Genomic DNA, 20,888 nt, shown 5'->3' with positions numbered 1-20,888 from the left:
GGGCAACGATCAAATCTCGCCATTGCAACTGAGTTGAAGCAACGGGTGGTGAATCAAAAAACTATGGCATAGGTAACGATATTATTCCAATTCCATTGTCTTGAGGTTAATCCAGCCCTTTGTGCTGCTGTAGTTCCTAGGCAAATATTTGACCAGATTCTATTGAAATGCGCAACTACTAGTGGATTAGGGCGCAAATAAAGATACCATTAATCAGGAGTAAAAATAAGAGAAGAAAGCAGATGCCAAGACTAGCTCCTAAACCAGTAAAGTTAGACAATGAAGAGAAACAAGAATTAGAAAAGATTTTGGCTCGTCATAGTACCAGTCAACAAGTTGCCAAGAGAGCCAAAATTATACTTTTGGCATCTCAAGGAAAAAATCATCGCACTATTGCAAAAGAATTAGACATTAGCCGAAAAATGGCAAGACTGTGGCGAGAAAGATGGTTACAGTTGAAGCAAAAAGATGCACTCGTCAAGGAAAGACTATTGGATGCAGAAAGACCAGGGTCACCGACTAAATTTACGACGGAACAAGTATTACAATTATTTGCCATTGCTTGTGAGTCACCAGAAAAATATGGCAGACCAATCAGTCATTGGACATCAAGAGAATTAGCAGAAGAGATGGTCAAACAAGGAATAGTCGGAAGTATTTCCACAAGGCACGTGGGCAGATTACTCTCCGAAGCCACCTTAAAACCCCATGTCTCAGAATATTGGTTGAATCCCCCCCCGACGAAAAGTTTGATGAAAAAATCAAAAACATCTGTTGGTTGTACAAACAAGCACAAGATTTAAGAAAAAGGGAAGAAAGAGTTATCAGTACCGATGAGATGACAGGGATTCAAGCTCTGGAGCGAAAATATTTTGACAAACCAATGAAACCAGGTCAGCCAGCCAAAAGAGAGTTTGAATATATTCGACACGGCACTCAAACTCTAATTGCTAGTTTTGATATTAGTAGTGGCAAAATCATATATGAAAGTATTGGTCAAACTAGAACGGAGTTAGATTTTATTGTCCATGTGCAGCGAATGATTAAAGCTAACCAAAGAGTTAAAAAGTGGCATTTAGTCATGGATTGTTTAAATATCCATGTCTCTGAATCTTTGGTTCGTTGGATTGCGTCTAATGAGGGAATTCCCGCCGTAACATTGGGTAAAAAAGGTCAGTCGGGAATTCTTCAGTCAATGGAAACTCGAGCCAAATTTTTAAGCAATCCTGAGCATGAGGTCGTCTTTCATTACACTCCAAAACACTGTTCTTGGTTAAATCAAATTGAACGAGAGGGTCGGCGGGGTTTCCCCGCCATGACCAATCGAGTTGTTGAAATTTGGTTCAGTATTTTAATGCGTAAACTTCTCAAGCGAAGCAGTTTTCTAAGTACAGGAGATTTAGCGACGAAGATTCTTGATTTTATTGCTTACTACAACGATAAGATGGCAAAGCCTTTCAAATGGACTTATAAAGGTAAGGTTTTAACTGTTTAATAGTTACCTTATTTAAGCCCCAATCCACTAGTAGTTTTTTAGACTATCAATGCTTTTGATTAAAAAAGCCTGAGCAGATCGCCATACTCTCTAAGCAATTGATTGTTGGTAATGTAATTACCTGCTGTTCCTGGATTCCAAACTAAATCAAATTTAATTAACTTATCCTTTTCCATCTGACTAAGTTCTATTAATTCCTCATTTAACTGTTCCTTAGTATGAATTGTGTTATGTAAAAGTTTTTTGTGGGCTGTACATATAACTAAAGTAACTACAATATATTTAAAAATGTCATCTTCACTAGACTCTGAAGATTTTTCCACTTGGGTGTTGCTATTACTAGTATTTATCTTTTCTCTAACTGATTTGTTATATTCGGTATCAATAATTGCCTCAAATTCTGCTTTGACATCTTGTAGAGGAAGAGATACCGAAGTCTGGTTCACATGAGTCCAATGCTCTTGATCGATTAAAACTGATAGAGTTTTATGCATCAATTCGATTAACCCTTGATCTTGTCTAATCTCAACACTTAAAACGGCTTGGGCTAATTTTTCTTGTAGATTATTAGCCTGAGAAGAAAAGGCAATTTGTAGTTTAGATACCGTTGCTTGGTGATTATCTTTGGCTGGAACGACATCTTGGTTTTCGGGATTTAAAAAAGCCGAGGGCTGTTCTGCATTGTAACTGTCTTGTAATCTAACTAGCTTATGACTATCGACTCCTAAAAGCCATTTGTAGAATAAAAAGAAAGCATAAAAGACAACAATAGAAATAAACAGTAGTAAAAAAATAGACAAAGAGGCTATCTTGACTTCTTTAGTGTTGGGGTTAGCCTTCTCGTCAATACGCTCAACTTGAGCAGCATGATAATTAGTTAAGTTAGATTGATTTTCTGAAGAAGCTACAGCTAACTCTACATTAAACTTATTAGAAACCTGATCTAAGTATGTTAATGCTTTGGTGTTCTGAGTAGTTGTTTTGGCTTGATCGTTGAGAGTAATTACTTCCTGAGTTAAATGACTATTAGTAGTTATAACTGTTGCCGAAGTTAAATTTATCTGCTGAATTGCAATTACAACCATTAATGTTGCTAAAAAAAAATACCAGTTAAAATCCTTATACTTAAACACGCCCAATTTGATTATAAATACTAATATGCGCAATCAATCCAGTACTTATTAATATAATTCATTTGTGTTTATTTATAGATATTTATGATTTTTTAGTTAATAAACCCAAAATTATTGATATTTAATTAATTATCATAATTAATTATCAGCTTTTAGTGATTTACTAGCTTCACTGGTTAAATCAAAACGACCAACTTCTATTAAAGCCCGATCGCGAATTCGACAAGAATCACACAATCCACAAGGAGTTTCTCCCCCTTGATAACATGACCAAGTATCGGCAATTGGTACATTTAATTCGAGAGCGCGACGTACAATATCCACTTTAGAATCATTCACTAAGGGGGCGACTAACTGAGGAGTATTGCCTTCGATGCCAACTTTGGAAGAGAGATTGGCTAGCTGTTGATAGGCTTGCAAATATTCAGGGCGACAATCAGGATAGCCAGAATAATCTACCGCATTAATTCCTAAATAAATAGCCTGAGCATTTTTCGCCTCCGCCAAAGAAAGGGCGATCGCGATAAAAACTGTATTGCGTCCCGGTACATAGGTAGAAGGAATAATATCTGGTTGTAGTCCCTTTTGGGGAATAGTCAGAGATTCATCTGTCAACGACGAGCCACCCCATTGTGAGAGATTAACATCCACTACATAATGTTCTGCGATCCCCAATATCTTAGCTATATTGGTCGCAGCATCTAATTCTTTCTGGTGACGTTGACCATAGCGAAAAGAAAGCGCGATCGCCTCATATCCTGCTGTAATGGCAATAGCTGCGGTGGTGGCGGAATCCAATCCCCCAGAGAGTAAGACTACGGCTTTATTCATGAATTTAATAATCGAAAACTGCTGATTTCCAACGTAGAAGTGGTTTAAATGATAAATGACAATGATAAATAATAAATGCTACACAATAAAGAAACGATTAGAAAGTTTTATAGTTTAATACGAAGCAAGCATATATTTTACCTAAATGTCTTTAGTTCAGGGAGAAACCATAGTGGCGATCGCCACTGCTATTGTGCCTCAACAGGGAAGTGTGGGTATAGTACGCCTCTCAGGAGAAAGAGCCCTGAGTATTGCCCGTATCTTATTCAAGGGGGCTGGTAAGCAGGAATGGTCAAGTCATCGTATTCTTTATGGTTATATTCGTCACCCTCTAACTAAACAAACCGTAGATGAGGCTTTATTACTGTTAATGCTGCGACCTCGTTCTTTTACGCGGGAAGATGTAGTGGAATTTCACTGTCATGGAGGTATTATTGCCGTACAAGAAGTCTTACAGTTATGTATTGCTGAGGGGGCAAGATTAGCTCAACCAGGAGAGTTTACCCAGAGAGCTTTTCTCAATGGCAGAATTGATTTAACCCAAGCAGAAAGTATTGCCGAATTAGTTGCCGCCCAATCTCAAGCAGCTTCTCAAATAGCCTTAGCAGGATTACAAGGTAAGTTAGCTAGTCCGATTCGCGATTTGCGGGCTACTTGCTTAGACATTTTGGCTGAAGTAGAAGCCCGCATTGATTTTGCCGACGACTTACCACCCCTAGATGAAAAGGAAATAAAGCAACAACTAACTGGGACCTTAACCCAAGTAGAAGCTATTTTAGCAACAGCGGAACAAGGAGAATTATTAAGGAGTGGTTTAAAAGTTGCTATTGTGGGTTGCCCCAATGTGGGGAAATCCAGTTTGCTTAACGCTTGGAGTCGAAGTGATCGCGCCATTGTCACTGATTTACCCGGTACAACTCGTGATGTGATTGAGTCTACTTTGGTAGTGGGGGGAATTCCGATTAAAGTCCTGGATACCGCAGGAATCAGAGAAACGATAGATGCTGTAGAAAAAATTGGTGTCGAGCGATCGCGCGATGCTGCCGAAGCAGCAGATTTAATCTTATTAACTATTGATGCTTCGGTAGGTTGGACTATTGCTGACCAAAAAATATATCAACAAGTAAAACATCAACCACTAATACTGATAGTCAACAAAACTGACTTAATCGCTCCTCAATCTATTAATTACCCTCCAGAAATCAAACAAGTAGTTCATACCAGTGCTGCCAAAAATGAGGGGATTGATGATTTGGAATTGGCGATTTTAGCATCAGTGGCGCAAAAGAAAATTTTAGCTACCAATTCCGAAGTAGCAGTTAATCAAAGACAGGCTTCCGCCTTAACTAGAGCTAAAATCGCCCTGCAACAAGTGCAAGAAACCATTACTAATCAACTGCCACTAGATTTTTGGACTATCGACCTCCGTGGTGCGATTCAGGCTTTAGGTGAAATAACTGGAGAAGAAGTGACTGAATCAGTCTTAGATCGCATCTTTAGTCGTTTTTGTATTGGCAAGTAACAATTAAAAAATTACGGTTTTTGAGAACACAACTAAGTATTAAGTAGCTCCACCTATAAAACGTCTAATAGAACAGTAAAAAAATTGAAGATGATTCTCCCTAATCCCTAACCCCTATCACCTAACCCCGATCTTAACCATTCCATATTTAATAAAGTGGATCTACTTACCACCACTTTAATTGTAGATAGCCTTGTTCGGGTCTTTCAAGTTCTTCTTCTGTTAACCAATCGACTGCTTTATAAGTACCAAATACCTTGTCCCACCAATCTACCGCCAAACCAAAATTATAATCCCACTGATTGTATTTATGATGTACATAGTGAACAGGCATCTTCAACCAAACACATTTGGTTGGGTTTTCGTGCTGTAACTGATGGGCATAGGCGGCAAAAATAGCATAAACTAAGCTTCCCAAAATAAAACTAATTCCTACAGGAACGGAGATCAAAAAGGCAAGCAAACCTGAAGGTACTGCCATTGAATAATCTTTAAATTCTGGTATAACCCCTTGAGCTGAGTTTTCTTTGTGGTGCCTATAGTGAGGAATAATATCTCGACCAAAGCGAGGATATATATGCATTAGGCGATGCAGCCAGTATTCAATAAAACTTGACCAAATAAAAGCTAGTAAGAAGCAAAAAATAAGCAGCAGCATAAATTTAGCTTTTTCACTCAATTAATTTAATTATCTGAAAAATAAGATTATATACTATCTAATCTAAAATCTTGGAAGAAGCAACAGTAGTGTTACTAAACTTTTTGGCTATAACTCTGCACCGTATTGCTGAGTAACATTGCTACCGTCATGGGACCAATACCTCCAGGTACAGGGGTAATGTAGCTGGCGTTCGCTGCTACTCCCTCAAAATCTACGTCACCAACCAATTTCGATTTTCCCTCACTATTTTCTAGTCGATTAATACCTACATCTATTACTACTGCACCAGGTTGCACCATCTCGTGGGTAATCATTTCTGGTTGACCCACTGCCGCCACTAAAATATCTGCCTCACGACACACCGCACCTAGATCTTGAGTTCGTGAATGAGCAATAGTCACCGTGGCATTCTTCTCCAGCAGCATCAGAGCGATCGGTTTACCAACTAAAATACTTCTTCCTATCACCACAGCTTTTTTACCCGAAAGAGAAATATCATATTCCTGCAAAAGTCGCATAACCCCAGCGGGAGTGCAACTACGTAAACCAGACTCTGAACGCACTAGCTTACCTAAATTGACTGGATGTAAACCATCAGCATCTTTATCAGGATCAATGCGATGTAAAAGAGCAATTGAGTCTAGATGACTTGGTAAGGGCAGTTGGACTAAAATACCGTCTACTTTCTCGTCCTGATTTAATTGGGCAATTACCTGTTCTAACTCCTCTTGAGTCGTATCGGCAGCAAAGTGTCTACCCATCGAAGCAATCCCTACCTTCTGACAAGCTCGCTCTTTATTACGGACATAGACGGCACTGGCGGGATTATCACCCACCATCAATACAGCCAAGCCAGGAGGACGACCCATTTTAGATTCTAGCTGGGCGACTTTAGTTTTTAACTCTAACTGAATTTTTTGGGCTAAAGCTTTACCATCCAATAGGCAAGGTGATTGAGCAGACATAAGTACTTGTAAAAATTAAACTAAAAATTAAACAGGTTAAGCTGGGTGTTGATGACTGGGAAAAAAATATATTTGCCCATGCTAATTTCCAAGATCAAGTTTAAGCCAGTTATAAGCAAACTGTTGCTAATTAGCCTTGGCACAATATTACTGGGCAGCTTAGTAAGTTGTAAAACAGCATTTATTTCTATTGATAAAATCTCGACCCAAAATATCGGCAAAACTATATACGTAACAGGTAAGGTGGTGCATTTAGCTCCTTTTGTCGATAATGCTGCATATCAGATAGAAGATGCCACAGGCAAGATCTGGATCGTTACATCCCAAACTAGTCCTCAACTGGGGCAGCAAATAACTATTAAGGGTAAGATTGAATATCAAAGTTTGCCTTTTGCTGAGCAAGAGTTAGGAGATCTGTATCTGGTTGAACTAGAACAGCTAGATAGTCCCCAGTCAATTAACAATAATTAAAAGTTAGTACAATAGCAAAAAAAATTTATAAGTAAAAATTGCCCAGACAATCTCTAAATAATTTAAACATAAGCTAAATTTTATGAATGATTGCTCTCAATCTTTACAGCCCATATCCGTAACCTTGGCAATAATTCATCAAGATGGTAAATATTTGATGCAATTACGAGATAATATTCCTACTATTGTTCATCCTGGGGTTTGGGGTTTATTTGGGGGTCATTTAGAACCGGGAGAAAAACCAGAAGCAGGACTTAAACGAGAGTTAATTGAAGAAATTAATTATCAGCCCCAACAACTGAAGGAACTTGGCTGTTATACAGAGCAAAATATTAAACGCTATCTATTTTTTTGCCCTCTAATCGTTACTATCGATGAATTAGAATTAAATGAAGGATGGGATCTGGGTCTATTAACTCCTACCGAGATTAAGCTTGGTTACGCTTATTCTGCTAAAGCAGGCGAGTCAAGACCAATAGGAGGCATTCACCGTCAAATTTTGCTCAATTTTATGGCTTCAGATTTGGCAGATGATTAGAATTAGATATTTAATTTTATTGACAACTTGTCAGCATTGTCAGCAGAGAGTTACAGCAAAATGTTATACATATATAAAAGATTAACCCTTATATTATGTACTGACGAGAGAAGTAAAGATCAAAAACTCAATAATTATAATCTGCAAACTCCGGTTTACCTGTTGATACTATCGTGGGATAAATTGATTAAAAGTATTTTACATAATTTGCTCGTGAAGATAATTTGCTCTACTTTAACTCCGAACTACCATTCAGAAATCTGATTTTTTGAGACTGTATTGTAATCATAATTTCTATATAAGTTTACCTTGCTCATGAATTATTCCTCCAGACGTTCTGGTTTGATTTTAGGCTTTTTAAAATCCAAAAACTATCGTCTCAAGGCGATAAAATTAACAGCAGTTTTTGCTGCCACTTCTTTATTGGTATCCCATAGTAGTTCTCCGGTAGTAGCCGCACTAGAAGATAGTCCCAAAACCATCATTGATGAAGTATGGCAAATTGTTAACAGTGAGTTTGTCGATCGCGAATTTAATCATATTGACTGGAAAATAAAACGACAAGAATTGCTTCGAGCAGAATACACCGATCAAAAAACTGCTTACAAAGCTATTCGTAGGTCTCTAAAAGACTTGGGGGATCCTTATACTAGATTTTTAGCTCCAGAAGAGTATGAGGAGTTAACTAGCCAGACTTCCGGAGAGCTTTCGGGGATTGGTATTCGCTTGGGAATTGACCAAAAAACGAGTAAATTAATTGTAGTTGAGCCTATCCCTAATTCTCCAGCAAGTGAAGCAGGACTTAAAGCAGGGGATCATATTGTTAGCGTCAATGGAAAATCAACCAAGTTGATGACCTTAGAACAAGCCTCTGCAGAAATCAAGGGGGAAGTCGGCACTGAAGTCATATTAGAGATTTCTCGGTCAGAACAACCTGCGTTTGATGTCACCATAGCTAGAGCACAAATTGAATTACCCTCTGTTAGCTATACCCTCAATCAAGAGCAAGATTCTAAGGTAGGCTATATCAAGCTTGATGAATTTAGTTCCCATGCGGCGGAACAAATGCAGAAAGCAATCCAAGAATTAAGCGCGAAACAAGCTTCAGGCTTTATTCTCGATCTTCGAGGTAATCCTGGAGGCTTACTATTTTCCAGTGTTGAAATTGCTCGTATGTGGATGGAAAAAGGAGCAATTGTCTCTACCATTGATCGTAAAGGGGGCAATCAAGAATTTTCTGCCAATGGTAAGGCATTAACTAATTTGCCTTTGGTGGTCTTAGTAGATGGCTACTCGGCTAGTGCTAGTGAAATTTTAGCCGGAGCCTTAAAAGAAAATCATCGGGCAAAAGTTGTGGGTAGTCGTACTTATGGCAAGGGAACAGTACAGTCGGTTCATGCCCTTTCTGATGGTTCGGGTTTGGCAGTTACTATTGCTCGCTATTACCCTCCCAGCGGTATGGATATTAACCAAAAAGGTATAGCTCCTGATATTAAAGTTGACTTGAGTCGGGAAGAGCAAACTACTTTAAGTGTCAATCCAGATTTGATTGGTACTAAAGCAGATCGTCAATATGCTAGAGCGATCACCATACTTAAAAATGAGTTCATTAGCAAAACGGGTAGTGATTTTTCAGCACCGCTCACAACTCGCTAAACCTTTCCCAGCAATCCCAATCTAAAATATAAATTCATTAAGTAAATTGACTAACAGGGATGTAGATGGGTTTTTGGCTCAAGAAAAAACCAGAAATTGAAGAGTTTGGCATGACAAAATCAGCCCTTAGTCAGTAATTAATGGCTAAAAAACTACTGATGAGATTCTGGTATATTGTGAATTTAGCAGCTTATTTTGGGCAACTTACTGATATATACCTAAAGAAATCGTTTTTGTTGATTAAATTTTCATGTCAAGCTTCAATGTAACATCCGCCGCCAACACGACTAGTGAAACCAGATCTATTGAAGAAATCTCCATAATTATTGCTGCCCAAGATCTTACTCCATCTATGTTGAGTCAAGATTTTCTCAAATTTAGTGGCATTATTCCTAAAGAATGGAAGTTTTCCCAGCAACCGATACAAAAGCCTAATTTTGCTCAATTAAGTTTTTCTAATGGTGTTGGTCTTACCGCTCAACCCCGCACCATCAGCATTAGTGAATCACTGGGGTCGAAAGAATTATCAGAGTTGGCAGTCGCCACTGTAGCTAGTCAATATATCCACAAGTTACCCCATGCTGAATATATGGGCTTGAGTATTAGCCCTAAAATTTTGATTCCGTTCCCCAATGCTCCTCAAACCGTACGGCAATATATAAGTGGCAATTTACTTGGCTCCGGTGCTTGGAAAAAAATTGGTAGAGTCCCCGTACAGGCAGGTATCAATTTAATGTATCTCTTAGATAGATGCCAACTAACAATCAACATCTCAGAAGCCAGATTGCAGCAACCCCAGAAGCAGCCCATCATAGCAATTTTGTTCGCCGGTAGTTTTAATTACAGTGTGAATGTGGGTAAAAATCAAGAAAATAAAGCGATTCAAATAACTAATTTCCTCAATAACTGGAAAACAGATTTAGAAGAGTTTAGAGAAATAGTGCATCAAAAGTTTTTAGAATCTGATAATGGGGAATTTGGGCAGTCTATTGGTGAAACTAGTTTATTTCCTGGTCAAACTCTCTAGCTTTTTTTTGTCGAACAATTACAATAGAAAGGTTGTCCTTTTAAATTAAATAATTATGGCAGTACCCAAGAAGAAAACTTCTAAATCAAAACGTAATAGTCGCAAAGCTACTTGGAAGCGCAAAGCAGCTTTGGAAGCCCAAAAAGCTTTGTCTTTAGGAAAATCCGTCTTGACTGGACGTTCTAATAGTTTTGTTTATCCTCAGGATGATGACGATGATGACGAAGAATAGATTAGAAGAATAGATTAATTACCTTGTTGGATTCTGAGTGATTAAATCGGTAAAATGATGAGTGGTGTGTTTCCTTAAATGGTACACATCATTATTTTTTAGCTTGCTCCGATGGCGATTATGCCGAGAAAGTTTTTTTCCAAACCAGATTCATCTCAAAGCGATCGCGTTCCTCCCGGTCAGTATTTAGCCAAAGGGTTTCCCGTTCTCACCTATGGAGAAACACCCAAAATAAATACTAAAGACTGGCAGTTTAAAGTGTGGGGGTTAGCCGAACCCAAAACTTTTACTTGGTCAGATTTCATGAGTTTGCCTCAGCAGGACTTTACTGCCGATTTTCACTGTGTTACCAGGTGGTCAAAGCTAGATGTCCAGTGGACAGGAATCAAAGTCACAGATTTTCTTCAGGAAATTGACCTCAACTCGAAAACCACACATCTTCTTCAACATTGCTATGGTGGTTACACCACTAATTTAGCTTTAAAAGATTTTGCGCGAGCTGAAAACTTTTTTGCCCATACTCTCAATGGGGAACCCCTCACCGCCGAACATGGTGGTCCTATGAGATTAGTAGTACCTCACCTCTATGCTTGGAAGAGTGCGAAGTGGATCAGTGGTATTGAATTTCTCGACCACGATCGGCCTGGTTTTTGGGAACGCAATGGCTATCATCATCGTGGAGAGCCTTGGAAGGAAGAACGCTATGCAGGAAAATATTAAAGTTAATGTAATTTTTACATCAAAAATTGGTTTTCATTTTGGTTAAAATCTGCCTAAGAAACAGTTTTAGTGTATATGTAATATTAAGAACAATTCAAAGTACTTGTCTATGCTTTCTCTAGAAACCGATAAAGCCTCAACTGAATCCAAATTAACGCAAAAAAACCGAATTTTGCTGATTGAGGATGAAGATTTGATCAGAGACATGATTGTAATTGCATTAGAGGAAGAAGGCTATGAGGTGCATACTGCCATTAATGGTAGAACGGCACTAAATACGTTGCAAAATTCGGACTTGGCTCGCACAAAATTAATTCCAGACTTAATTATCTTAGACTTAATGCTACCGGAAGTTAATGGACTAGATATCTGTCGTCTGTTGCGCTTCCAGGGAGATATTACTCCGATCTTAGTAATTAGTGCTAAAAGTAGTGAAACAGATCGAGTATTGGGATTAGAGGTTGGGGCAGACGATTATTTAACTAAGCCTTTTAGCATGAGAGAGTTGGTTGCTCGTTGCCGTGCACTACTACGTCGCCAAAGATACAGTAATTCTGTGCCAACTTCGATCCAGAAGTATCGCGACATCAGTTTATTTACTCAGGAGTGCCGAGTTGTGGTTCGCGGTACTGAAGTTAATTTGTCACCCAAAGAGTTTCGTATGCTGGAGTTGTTTATGAGCTATCCTCGCCGAGTTTGGTCACGAGAGCAGCTCATAGAGCAGGTATGGGGTCCAGATTTTCTGGGAGATACTAAAACTGTTGATGTTCATATTCGTTGGTTAAGAGAAAAGCTTGAGGAAGAGCCTAGCCAGCCTGAATATCTAATTACAGTCAGGGGATTTGGTTATCGCTTTGGTTGACACTCCCACACATATTGTTAATTAATTTTGATTGATAGCTTAACCGCAATTAACTATAACTATAGTTACTCAGTCAGGATTAACAAAAACCCTATGGCAGCTCTATATTTTTTCTTAGGACTAGCAGTTGGCTTGGGAATTTTTGCCGGGCAGCAATATCGCTTTAAAAAGCAGCTAAAAAAAACCCTGAGATCTTATGGAACCAATATAGATGAAGAGATTGCTCTCCCTTTACACTCTCTAATTCGTCGAGAGTTGCTTGATTTAGACCGCCAGCGCCAACAGCTCAAAAAAGATAAACGTAATTGGCAAGAACTAATTGAGAAAGCACCAATTGGTTATTTACAAGTAGATGCGGAAAATCAACTTTTAGGTTGTAATCAAACAGCTAAAGATTTACTGAGAATTGATAGTCGGCGATCGCTAAAAATTCGTCTGTTGTTAGAAGTGGTACGCTCCTATGATTTAGATAGCCTGATCGAAGAAACCCGCAGAACTCAACATCCGCAATCAAAAGAATGGGTATATTATTTTACTCGTTATACACTGCCTCAGGATCAAAAGCAGGATCTTGATACTCAAAAATTAGCCAGTCGCCAAACAGTAGAATCGATCGCTCTCAAGGGTTATGGGTTTCCTTTATCCAATCGACAGGTAGGAATTTTTCTTGAAGATCGGCAAACCTTGGTCGAGTTAGCTCAATCACGCGATCGCACTTTTTCCGATCTTACCCACGAACTTCGTACCCCTCTCACTTCAATTTCCTTAGTAGCTGAAAATCTGCTACGACGTCTACAAGATCCTGAGCGACGTTGGGTAGAGCAAATGAGCCAAGAAATCAATCGCCTAATTGAACTGGTTCAAGAATGGTTAGATTTAACTCAATTACAAGCTGCTCCTGAACGAGCTTTAAACTATAAAACTATTCAGCTACATGAACTGATAAACTCCGTGTGGCAAACACTAGAGCCAATTGCCAACCGAAAACAAGTAACCTTGACCTATAAAGGTGATCAGAATCTCACAATTTCAGCAGATCGTTCCCGTTTGATTCAAGTTTTTCTTAATCTTTTAGACAATGCGATTAAACATACTCCGCCACAAAAAGAGATATTAGTTCAAGTATTACCCTATAAATCAGCAGATTCAACATTAGAGCAGCTCAAGATTGATGTCATCGATTCTGGTGCAGGATTTAATGCGTCAGATCTTCCCTATATTTTTGAACGACTATATCGAGGAGACAAATCCCGCAAGAGAGAACAAAAGAATAATTCTTTACCTTCTGCCGATGGTAGTGGCTTGGGTTTGGCGATCGTGGAACAGATTATTCAAGCTCATGGTGGGACGATCTCAGCTAAAAATCATCCCCAAGTTGGCGGTGCCTGGTTGGAAGTATTACTGCCGATAACACAAAACTAAAATTCCAATAACCAATTTTGGTTACACAACATACAATTTCTAAGCAGAACTTAAACTTTATTTGTTATTAATAGAGAAAACACGATCAACTTTAAAATTCAACAATTTTTTAAATAATCAGTGACTTTATCTCCCAAAGCTAATAGCTCAGAGGAAAACCAATTAGAGCGTTCTCTTCGGCGAGTACAACAAGAGGTTCTCCGCATGGGCACTTTAGTTGAACAATCATTTCGCTTAAGCCATCAATCATTGTTTGAGCGAGAAGTTGATGCGTCTCAAAAAATCCTGATTATCGAAAAAGAAATTGACCTTTACTATCGTCAAATCGAATCTAACTGTGCCACCTTGATGACCCTCCAAGCACCTGTAGCTCAAGATTTGCGTTTACTTAGTGCCTTTATGCAGTTGGTACGAGATCTAGAGCGCATTGGCGATTATGCGCAAGATTTAACTGAAATGGCAGTTAAACTGATGAAATATCCGGCTCACTCTGTTTTGCCCGAAATTGCTCGAATGTCAGAACAAGCCCAACTGATGCTAGCTACCAGTCTGGTTGCCTTGGCAGATTTAGATTCTAGTGCAGGAGAAAGAGTAAAGGAGCTTGATGACATTGTGGATCATGCCTATGAACGAATCTACAATATTTTGGCTTTTCAAAAAGATGTTCCCGGAGTAGTTGAACCAATTTTGCTGTTAGGATTAATCATCCGTCACCTAGAAAGAATGGCAGACCATGCCACAAATATTAGTCAAAGAGTAACCTACATTGTGACTGGCAAAAGAAACTGAGTCACTCCAAATCTTAGGAGTTTTTTTGCTAATCTCACTGATCTCTTTTTACTGGGATTATGATAGTCGAATTTAATATAAATTTTTCTTTCTAGTGTGCGGTCACTAAAATGTCACGATTTTCTGGTTTTATAACTAAAGATTGAATATACTAGTCGAAATATTGGCTACAATAGTTATCATCAAAGTCCAACTTTGATTGTTAAAAATACTACTGTTTTGTAGTTAAATTTATATTAGGTGTGTGAGGATAGATAAAAGTGAATAAACTATTTTGGAAAGCGTTAAAAGTTGCTCCCGTATTATTTGCAGCATCATTATTTGCGGCTAGCGGTGCGAGTGCACAAGCAGTAAATGACACTCTGCAACAAATCAATAATTATCAAACTCAAGATCAAAACGATTCTCTATCTCAGGTAACTAACGTCAACCAACTGCGTGACGTATCTCCTACAGACTGGGCTTATGAAGCTCTCCGCAGTTTAGTAGATCGTTACGGTTGTATTGCTGGTTTTCCTAACCAAACTTATCGTGGAAGTCAGGCTCTAACTCGTTACGAATTTGCGGCTGGTTTAAACTCCTGTTTAAATCAAATTGAGCGTCTAATTGCATCTTCGGAAGCTGTTAGCCAAGAAGACTTAGATACTATCAACCGTCTAACCCAAGAGTTTGAAGCAGAACTTGCTACTCTTGGTGGCAGAGTCGATGAATTAGAAAGTCGTACTGCTATCTTGGAAGACAATCAATTTTCTACAACTACTAAATTAAATGGTGAAGTAATCTTCACTATAGCTGATGTATTTGGTGATGAAGTTGGAAACATTGACAGTGTTAGCGACGCTCAAACTACTTTCAGCGATCGAGTTCGTTTGAACTTTGATACTAGCTTCTATGGTGAAGACCGCTTAAGAACAAGACTCGAAGCAGGTAATTTCGAGCAACTTGACGGAGATGTAACTGGTACAGCTTCAACTCGTTTGGGTCATGATGCCGGTGGAGACAACGATATTGAAGTTAGCGACCTTCATTATCGCTTCCCCCTTAATGATCGAATTCGAGGTTGGGTCGGAACTGCTGGCTTAGATTTAGATGATATCTTTGACGTTGCAAATCCTATGCTAGAGAGCAGTGGTAGTGGTGCATTATCTCGTTTCAGTCGTCGCAATCCTTTATTGTTCCGTGGTACAGAAGGTGCTGGTGCTGGTGTTAATCTAGAACTCATTGAAGATAAATTAGGTGTCAACGCTTTATATTTGGCTAATGATGCTAATGATCCTGGCAATGGAGAAGGACTATTTAATGGTTCTTTTAGTGCTGGTGGGCAAGTCGTCTTCTCTCCTTTCGAGGCTTTGGAAGTAAGTGCAACTTATGTTCGTAATTTCCAATCAGGTGATGATGTCGATCAAGCAGGTGATACTGTAGGTTTATTTGAAGATATTGATAATGATGTGAATACACCTGATGTACTAACAGAGGGTTTCGCCGCTCAACCTTTTGGTGAGACTGATACTACAGCTAATAAAATCGGTGCAGGTGTGACCTTCGATTTAAACGAAAGAATGATCATCGCCGGTTGGGGTGGTTTCTCTGATGTTACAGGTTTAGTTGATGGCAATGACAATAACCTGGATGGTGAAATCTGGACTTGGGGTGCTAATGTTTCTTTCCTAGATTTGGGAAGGGAAGGTTCTAAACTATCTATCGCTGGTGGTATGCTACCTAAGTTTATTTCTGATGACGCTGTAAATGAGAATCAAAATGGTCTTCAAGAAGACAGAGACACATCTTACCTTGTCGAGGCGCTTTACAGTTTCCCTGTCAACGATAACATTGCTATCACTCCTGGTGCTTATGTTGTCTTCAATCCTAACCATGACGAAGACAACGATAATGTATATGTTGGTGTAATTCGTACTACATTCAAATTCTAAGTTCTGGATTTAATTAATATTGTGTGAAAACAAGGTTTGTAATGCAGACCTTGTTTTTTTATTTAGCTTAATAACTCTAGGTTAACTCTTTGTTAACCTTGTCTTTATCTATAAGTAATCGAAACAAGATAAATTATTGTAGCTACATAAGCAAAAAATCTATTTTGTGCTTATTTTTTTGAGTAATTGATGGCAGATAACTTATTCATCTTGCTTTCAAGCAGTTAACTTACAAGACAATATATATGGTTTCTACAATTTCTCTTAAAAGAAAAGCTTGGTTAGCTCCTGTGCTAGCCATCACGTTAAGTCTTACTGCTTGTGGAGGTAGTCCGACCGATTCTGAATCTACAGCAGGAGGAGATAATGCTGGAGGAAAATCAGTATCTCTGACTGGTGCCGGAGCAAGTTTTCCTGCTCCTATATATCAACGCTGGTTTTCAGAATACAATAAACAAAATCCTAATGTTCAAGTTGCTTACCAATCTGTAGGTAGCGGTGCGGGAGTTGAACAGTTTATTCAAGGGACTGTTGATTTTGGTGCCAGTGATGTAGCCATGAAAGACGAAGAAATGGCTCAGGTTGAACGGGGTGTCTCTTTATTACCTATGACTGCAGGAAGTATTGTATTAGCTTACAATTTACCTGATGTTCCCGAATTGAAGCTATCTCGTCAAGCTTATGTAGATATTTTATTGGGCAAAATCACTAAATGGAATGATCCGGCGATCGCCAGCTTGAATCCTGATGCTAATTTGCCAGATAGCAACATAACAGTTGTTTATCGCTCCGATGGTAGCGGTACTACAGGGGTATTTACCAAACATCTCAGCGCAATCAACCCTGAATGGAAAGAAAAAGTTGGTGAGGGAAAAACTGTCGAATGGCCCACTGGTATTGGAGCTAAAGGAAACGAAGGGGTAACAGCACAAATTTTGCAAACAGAAGGGTCTGTTGGTTATATTGAGTATGGCTATGCCAAACAGCAAGATATTCCTACCGCCACTTTAGAGAATAATGCCGGGAATTATATTGCGCCTTCTAGTGAATCTGCTTCTGCAGCTCTGGGAGCAGCTACCCTACCAGAAAACTTACGTGCTTTTGTCACGGATCCTGAAGGAGAAGATTCCTATCCAATTGTTACCTACACTTGGCTACTAGCGTATCAAAGTTACGATAATGCCAATAAACTACAGGCTTTCAAAGATGTGGTTAATTGGTCTCTCACTGATGGACAAGCTTTTGCCGAAGAATTAGGCTATATACCTCTACCTGATAACGTAGTGGAGAAAGTTCAGGCAAAACTAGATACGATTGAATCAAAATAAAATCGTTGGAAATTTAAACCTTTATTAAATTCCCTGTCAATATTGATGGGGAATTGTTTTGTTGAGCCTCTAATTTTGCTCATAAGTCTTATTATGGAAATAGCTATGGTCTATATAGCGACAAAGCTTAATTTAGAAACCTTATGTCAGAAAAACAACAACTATTATTAGTAGACGATGAACCTGGTATCAGAGAATCCGTACAAGCATACTTAGAAGATAATGAAGCATGGAGCGTGACCGCTGCCAGCAATGCCGAAGAAGCTTGGCAAACAATAGAATCTCAAGCTCCCGATCTGATTATTTCAGATATTATGATGCCTCAAGTCAATGGTTATGAATTTTTACAAAAACTCAGGGACGATCCACGCTACCGTTCTATTCCTGTAGTTTTTCTGACAGCTAGAGGTATGACTAGCGATCGCATTCAAGGATACGAAGCGGGTTGCGATGCTTATTTGGCTAAACCTTTTGATCCTGAAGAACTAGAAGCGATCGTCAAAAATTTACTATCCAAAAATCAAGTCGCTACAGATAATCAAGACAATAGTTCGGAATTAGAAAAAATTGCCAAAGAGTTAGTAGAAATTAAAGCCAAGTTAGACAATAAATTAGGTGGAAATTCGGGAATTGCGGTTACGCCGCCGCCGATTAAAATTGATTTAACCCCAAGAGAGCAAAGTGTTTTAGATTTAGTTGCTCAGGGTTTAATGAATAAAGAAATTGCCCGTGACTTAAATACTAGCGTGAGAAATGTCGAAAAATATGTCAGTCGTCTATTTGGTAAAACTGGTACCAACAGTCGTACAGAATTAGTCCGTTTTGCCTTACAGCATGGCTTAACTCAATAAGATCTACCTGTAACAGGAAAAAATAAATAAAAATATAAATATTTTTTTTAGTTCAAGATGATAGCTAACACCATTTTCTCAGGTACATTAATAACAACTTTCTTAGGTGCGTTTTTACCTCCCATTGCTTTGGATAGTTTGTTTTCTACTCAAGGTATTATGGTAATGCTATTAGTAGCCTATGCTGGCGCGATGTGGATGTTCCTCCGTAGCGCACCCAAAGTATATACTGTGATGGTGTCAGACCTACGAAACGCCCAACAGTTTTATGAAGGTTTACTAGAGCTTCCCGCAGCAGATATCCCTTTGCACTATTACTACAATTACGAACAGGCGATGGGAGCTGGGGGACTTGACCCTTTATACATGTCAACAACTCCTGGTGGTACTGGTTTAAGTGGCTCAGAAGGACTGTGGTATCAACTGAAAAAAAATACCCAACTTCATATTATTGCGGGTGCAAGTGGGGGCTATAAAGATCGTCAACGTCATGTTTGCTTTGATCGAGATTGCTTAGAGGCTCTTTTATTGCGAATTCAGTCAAGACGTTTGAGATACAAAATACGTCGCGATCGCCCTTTGAATTTTTTAGTTAAAGACATAGACAACCGTACAATTGAAATGGCGGAAGTGTCTAATTAACCTCAGTTTGGGTTAAGGTAATTTAAGGGTGAGGTCAGCTAATAGCTAATAGCTAATAGCTGTTTACTTATTTGGTGCAAGCTCCTTTCTCAATGGTATCGATAAGGGCTTGGTGCTTGACGCTTTCTTTCTGACTAATACTAGTTTTTACACCCCAATGACCATCTTCTGAGTTGCCGCTGATGCTGGAGTAATAAACAAAATCTTCCCCACCAGATTCTTTCCAGAAGCAAAAATAATCTTGAAGTAGTTGACCCATTCTCGGATCGTTTTGTGCGGCAGTCTTGATCTCCAGAGCATCAGAACCAGTAAGATGTTGTCCACCTTCATAGGCATAAAGTTTCAAATTATAGTTTTTCGCTAATTCTGCGTGTTCCGTAATTTGTGGTTTAATTTCTGCTTCGTAATATTCGCGCATTGAGGAGAAAACTTCATCCACAGAATTGGGGTTAAAATCCTCACCATCGTAAGTATCGATATAAGGGGCAATGGCGATCGCATGAAGATTACACGAACTTTGTCTACTTGTCGCAGTAAGATGTTCCAAGCCTTTGCTAATATGCCAACTATTGGAGGCTTGCCCTGCCAGAACCGGTTTGATTCGATCTGCGCGGTCACCAAATTCCTGACGAAAGATATCAGCAATATGACAAAGTCGGTCAACAACTGCTTTTTGTGGCAATTGCTCATGGTCTTTGTTAGCAATTGCTTCTGCTTCTGTTAAATTTTCTGCTGCCATCAATTGATCGAGAATTGAATTGTGCAAGTCATAGGTTTGGTCAAAGACCCAGTTCCACAACTCGTTACTGTTCTCCAGATATAGATTCAAGTCGCGATCATATTTTTGAGCAAATAATCTTGCAGTTTGGCGTATATGCTCATCATCAGCAAGATGTGGCAAAGTAATCCAGGCTTCTTTGTTAGTAATATTTGACAGTTCAATTAAATCTTCATAGGCAACACCTGACCCTGGTGCATCAGGCTTAATGCGATCGCTCCAGGTTTTAACAGAGCTGTGATTAGTCTCCAGAAGATCCATGTATCGCAAAATTTTAAAAGGTTTCACAAAATCCAGAAACTCTGTAGTGAATACATCTGGGGAGTTTAAATCATAACCTGAGGCAACAACTTTTAAATCGTATGGTGGATTATCAGGGTCTATATTTCGCATTATTAAATGCACTGAATCCAACTCACCATCAGAAGTTTTGCGATCAGACCTTAGAAAAGTACCAGTTACAGTTCCATCCGCTTCTCTTGTGGTAGAAAGCAAGGTTCCACCAAAGGTAAAAGAAATATCGCCACTTCCCTTATAGGAAAATTGCCACACCCCCGGCTGGTACTCAAGTCCCTCAAACCATAGTCCAGCATCGGATAGAGGATATCCTTTTTCTGACAATTTAAGATTAGGATCTTTCTCATAGGGTCTATCTACATATCCCCAATCTCTGGCACCTTTGACTACATTGACCCACATTTTGCTATTTGACCAACTCACATCTTTTGCAAGGTTAATCCCTAGAGGAAATTTACCGGAAAAAGCAAATTTATCCTTTAGGGCTGAATTTCCTGCTAAGGAATGAGAAAAGGTTAAAGATTTTTGAGCAGGAGAAAGAAAGTTGCCATCAACTTTTAGTTTTTCGGCATTAGAAGCTCTAGCACCAATTAGGATGCAAGATAAAGTAAAAAGAAATATATTTTTCATCGAATTATACCCAATAGGTACTTGCTATTAGAACTTTACGCAGATAAGTAGTTCCAGATTATTAGAAGCTTTTAGCCGTTAGCTGAAAACTTGAAAAGATAAATTGG

General features: G+C 38.9%; 21 protein-coding genes. 16 read left to right on the top strand and 5 right to left on the bottom strand.

The features are described from left to right. The first annotated feature begins 242 nt into the window (after positions 1–242). Together PLEUR7319_RS0116125 and PLEUR7319_RS0116120 are read left to right on the top strand one after the other, a co-directional pair. The gene (locus PLEUR7319_RS0116125; protein ID WP_019506217.1) at positions 243–803 is read left to right on the top strand and encodes a helix-turn-helix domain-containing protein; all 561 of its coding nucleotides are present in this window, start codon (positions 243–245) and stop codon (positions 801–803) included. Then, positions 779–1,495, top strand: a complete 717-nt coding sequence (locus PLEUR7319_RS0116120) for a transposase (protein ID WP_019506262.1) — start codon at positions 779–781, stop codon at positions 1,493–1,495. The genes PLEUR7319_RS0116125 and PLEUR7319_RS0116120 overlap by 25 nt, the downstream gene beginning before the upstream one ends. Positions 1,496–1,554: 59 nt before the next feature. On the opposite strand, the gene PLEUR7319_RS0116115 is transcribed toward PLEUR7319_RS0116120, so the two are convergent. Together PLEUR7319_RS0116115 and queC are read right to left on the bottom strand one after the other, a co-directional pair. Then, positions 1,555–2,580 (bottom strand): DUF1517 domain-containing protein, encoded by a 1,026-nt coding sequence (locus tag PLEUR7319_RS0116115; RefSeq protein ID WP_019506261.1) that lies wholly within the window; start codon positions 2,578–2,580, stop codon positions 1,555–1,557. 186 nt (positions 2,581–2,766) lie between these two features. Next, the gene (queC, locus tag PLEUR7319_RS0116110) at positions 2,767–3,459 is read right to left on the bottom strand and encodes a 7-cyano-7-deazaguanine synthase QueC (RefSeq protein WP_019506260.1); all 693 of its coding nucleotides are present in this window, start codon (positions 3,457–3,459) and stop codon (positions 2,767–2,769) included. Between the two features lie 145 nt (positions 3,460–3,604). Between queC and mnmE the strand changes: the two genes are divergently transcribed. After that, the gene (gene mnmE, locus PLEUR7319_RS0116105) at positions 3,605–4,981 is read left to right on the top strand and encodes a tRNA uridine-5-carboxymethylaminomethyl(34) synthesis GTPase MnmE (RefSeq protein ID WP_019506259.1); all 1,377 of its coding nucleotides are present in this window, start codon (positions 3,605–3,607) and stop codon (positions 4,979–4,981) included. 166 nt (positions 4,982–5,147) lie between these two features. On the opposite strand, the gene PLEUR7319_RS0116100 is transcribed toward mnmE, so the two are convergent. Continuing rightward, positions 5,148–5,639 (bottom strand): sterol desaturase family protein, encoded by a 492-nt coding sequence (locus PLEUR7319_RS0116100; RefSeq protein ID WP_019506258.1) that lies wholly within the window; start codon positions 5,637–5,639, stop codon positions 5,148–5,150. A 95-nt stretch (positions 5,640–5,734) separates the two neighbouring features. After that, the gene (folD, locus tag PLEUR7319_RS0116095; protein WP_019506257.1) at positions 5,735–6,607 is read right to left on the bottom strand and encodes a bifunctional methylenetetrahydrofolate dehydrogenase/methenyltetrahydrofolate cyclohydrolase FolD; all 873 of its coding nucleotides are present in this window, start codon (positions 6,605–6,607) and stop codon (positions 5,735–5,737) included. Positions 6,608–6,685: 78 nt separating this feature from the next. On the opposite strand from folD, the gene PLEUR7319_RS35640 reads away from it, so the two are divergent. From PLEUR7319_RS35640 to PLEUR7319_RS0116030, 13 genes are all read left to right on the top strand, one after another. Further along, entirely contained in the window at positions 6,686–7,078 is a 393-nt protein-coding gene (locus PLEUR7319_RS35640) for a hypothetical protein (protein ID WP_036800165.1), read from the top strand. 82 nt (positions 7,079–7,160) lie between these two features. Continuing rightward, positions 7,161–7,616 carry an NUDIX domain-containing protein gene (locus PLEUR7319_RS0116085; protein WP_019506255.1) on the top strand — a complete coding sequence of 152 codons (456 nt, stop codon included), beginning with the start codon at positions 7,161–7,163 and terminating at the stop codon, positions 7,614–7,616. Positions 7,617–7,931: 315 nt separating this feature from the next. Continuing rightward, positions 7,932–9,272, top strand: coding sequence for a carboxyl-terminal processing protease CtpB (gene ctpB / locus PLEUR7319_RS0116080; RefSeq protein WP_019506254.1), 1,341 nt, complete (start codon positions 7,932–7,934; stop codon positions 9,270–9,272). Between the two features lie 250 nt (positions 9,273–9,522). Continuing rightward, on the top strand, positions 9,523–10,299 hold the full coding sequence (locus PLEUR7319_RS0116075; RefSeq protein ID WP_019506253.1) for a hypothetical protein: 777 nt from the start codon (positions 9,523–9,525) through the stop codon (positions 10,297–10,299). Between the two features lie 55 nt (positions 10,300–10,354). Further along, positions 10,355–10,531, top strand: coding sequence for a 50S ribosomal protein L32 (rpmF, locus tag PLEUR7319_RS0116070; protein WP_019506252.1), 177 nt, complete (start codon positions 10,355–10,357; stop codon positions 10,529–10,531). A gap of 120 nt (positions 10,532–10,651) precedes the next feature. After that, a complete protein-coding gene (locus PLEUR7319_RS0116065) occupies positions 10,652–11,251 on the top strand; it encodes a sulfite oxidase-like oxidoreductase (RefSeq protein WP_026102563.1) in 600 nt (199 codons plus the stop codon). Between the two features lie 109 nt (positions 11,252–11,360). Beyond that, positions 11,361–12,113, top strand: coding sequence for a response regulator transcription factor (locus tag PLEUR7319_RS0116060; protein WP_019506250.1), 753 nt, complete (start codon positions 11,361–11,363; stop codon positions 12,111–12,113). Between the two features lie 93 nt (positions 12,114–12,206). Further along, complete coding sequence (locus tag PLEUR7319_RS0116055) at positions 12,207–13,535, top strand: cell wall metabolism sensor histidine kinase WalK (RefSeq protein ID WP_019506249.1); 1,329 nt, start codon at positions 12,207–12,209, stop codon at positions 13,533–13,535. A gap of 120 nt (positions 13,536–13,655) precedes the next feature. After that, entirely contained in the window at positions 13,656–14,324 is a 669-nt protein-coding gene (phoU, locus tag PLEUR7319_RS0116050; protein WP_019506248.1) for a phosphate signaling complex protein PhoU, read from the top strand. Between the two features lie 260 nt (positions 14,325–14,584). Continuing rightward, positions 14,585–16,255, top strand: coding sequence for an iron uptake porin (locus tag PLEUR7319_RS0116045; protein WP_019506247.1), 1,671 nt, complete (start codon positions 14,585–14,587; stop codon positions 16,253–16,255). A 245-nt stretch (positions 16,256–16,500) separates the two neighbouring features. Continuing rightward, positions 16,501–17,583 carry a phosphate ABC transporter substrate-binding protein PstS gene (pstS, locus tag PLEUR7319_RS0116040; RefSeq protein WP_019506246.1) on the top strand — a complete coding sequence of 361 codons (1,083 nt, stop codon included), beginning with the start codon at positions 16,501–16,503 and terminating at the stop codon, positions 17,581–17,583. Positions 17,584–17,726: 143 nt separating this feature from the next. Beyond that, complete coding sequence (locus PLEUR7319_RS0116035; protein WP_019506245.1) at positions 17,727–18,434, top strand: response regulator transcription factor; 708 nt, start codon at positions 17,727–17,729, stop codon at positions 18,432–18,434. A 57-nt stretch (positions 18,435–18,491) separates the two neighbouring features. Further along, complete coding sequence (locus PLEUR7319_RS0116030) at positions 18,492–19,076, top strand: hypothetical protein (RefSeq protein WP_019506244.1); 585 nt, start codon at positions 18,492–18,494, stop codon at positions 19,074–19,076. A gap of 67 nt (positions 19,077–19,143) precedes the next feature. Here the strand turns inward: PLEUR7319_RS0116030 and PLEUR7319_RS0116025 are convergent, their stop codons facing one another. Next, on the bottom strand, positions 19,144–20,781 hold the full coding sequence (locus PLEUR7319_RS0116025; RefSeq protein WP_019506243.1) for a hypothetical protein: 1,638 nt from the start codon (positions 20,779–20,781) through the stop codon (positions 19,144–19,146). Positions 20,782–20,888 lie beyond the last annotated feature (107 nt).

The sequence above is a fragment of the Pleurocapsa sp. PCC 7319 genome (assembly GCF_000332195.1).
Taxonomy (GTDB): domain Bacteria; phylum Cyanobacteriota; class Cyanobacteriia; order Cyanobacteriales; family Xenococcaceae; genus Waterburya.
The sequence above is the reverse complement of the archived record's forward strand: the minus strand, read 5'-3'. Positions and strand labels throughout refer to the sequence as shown.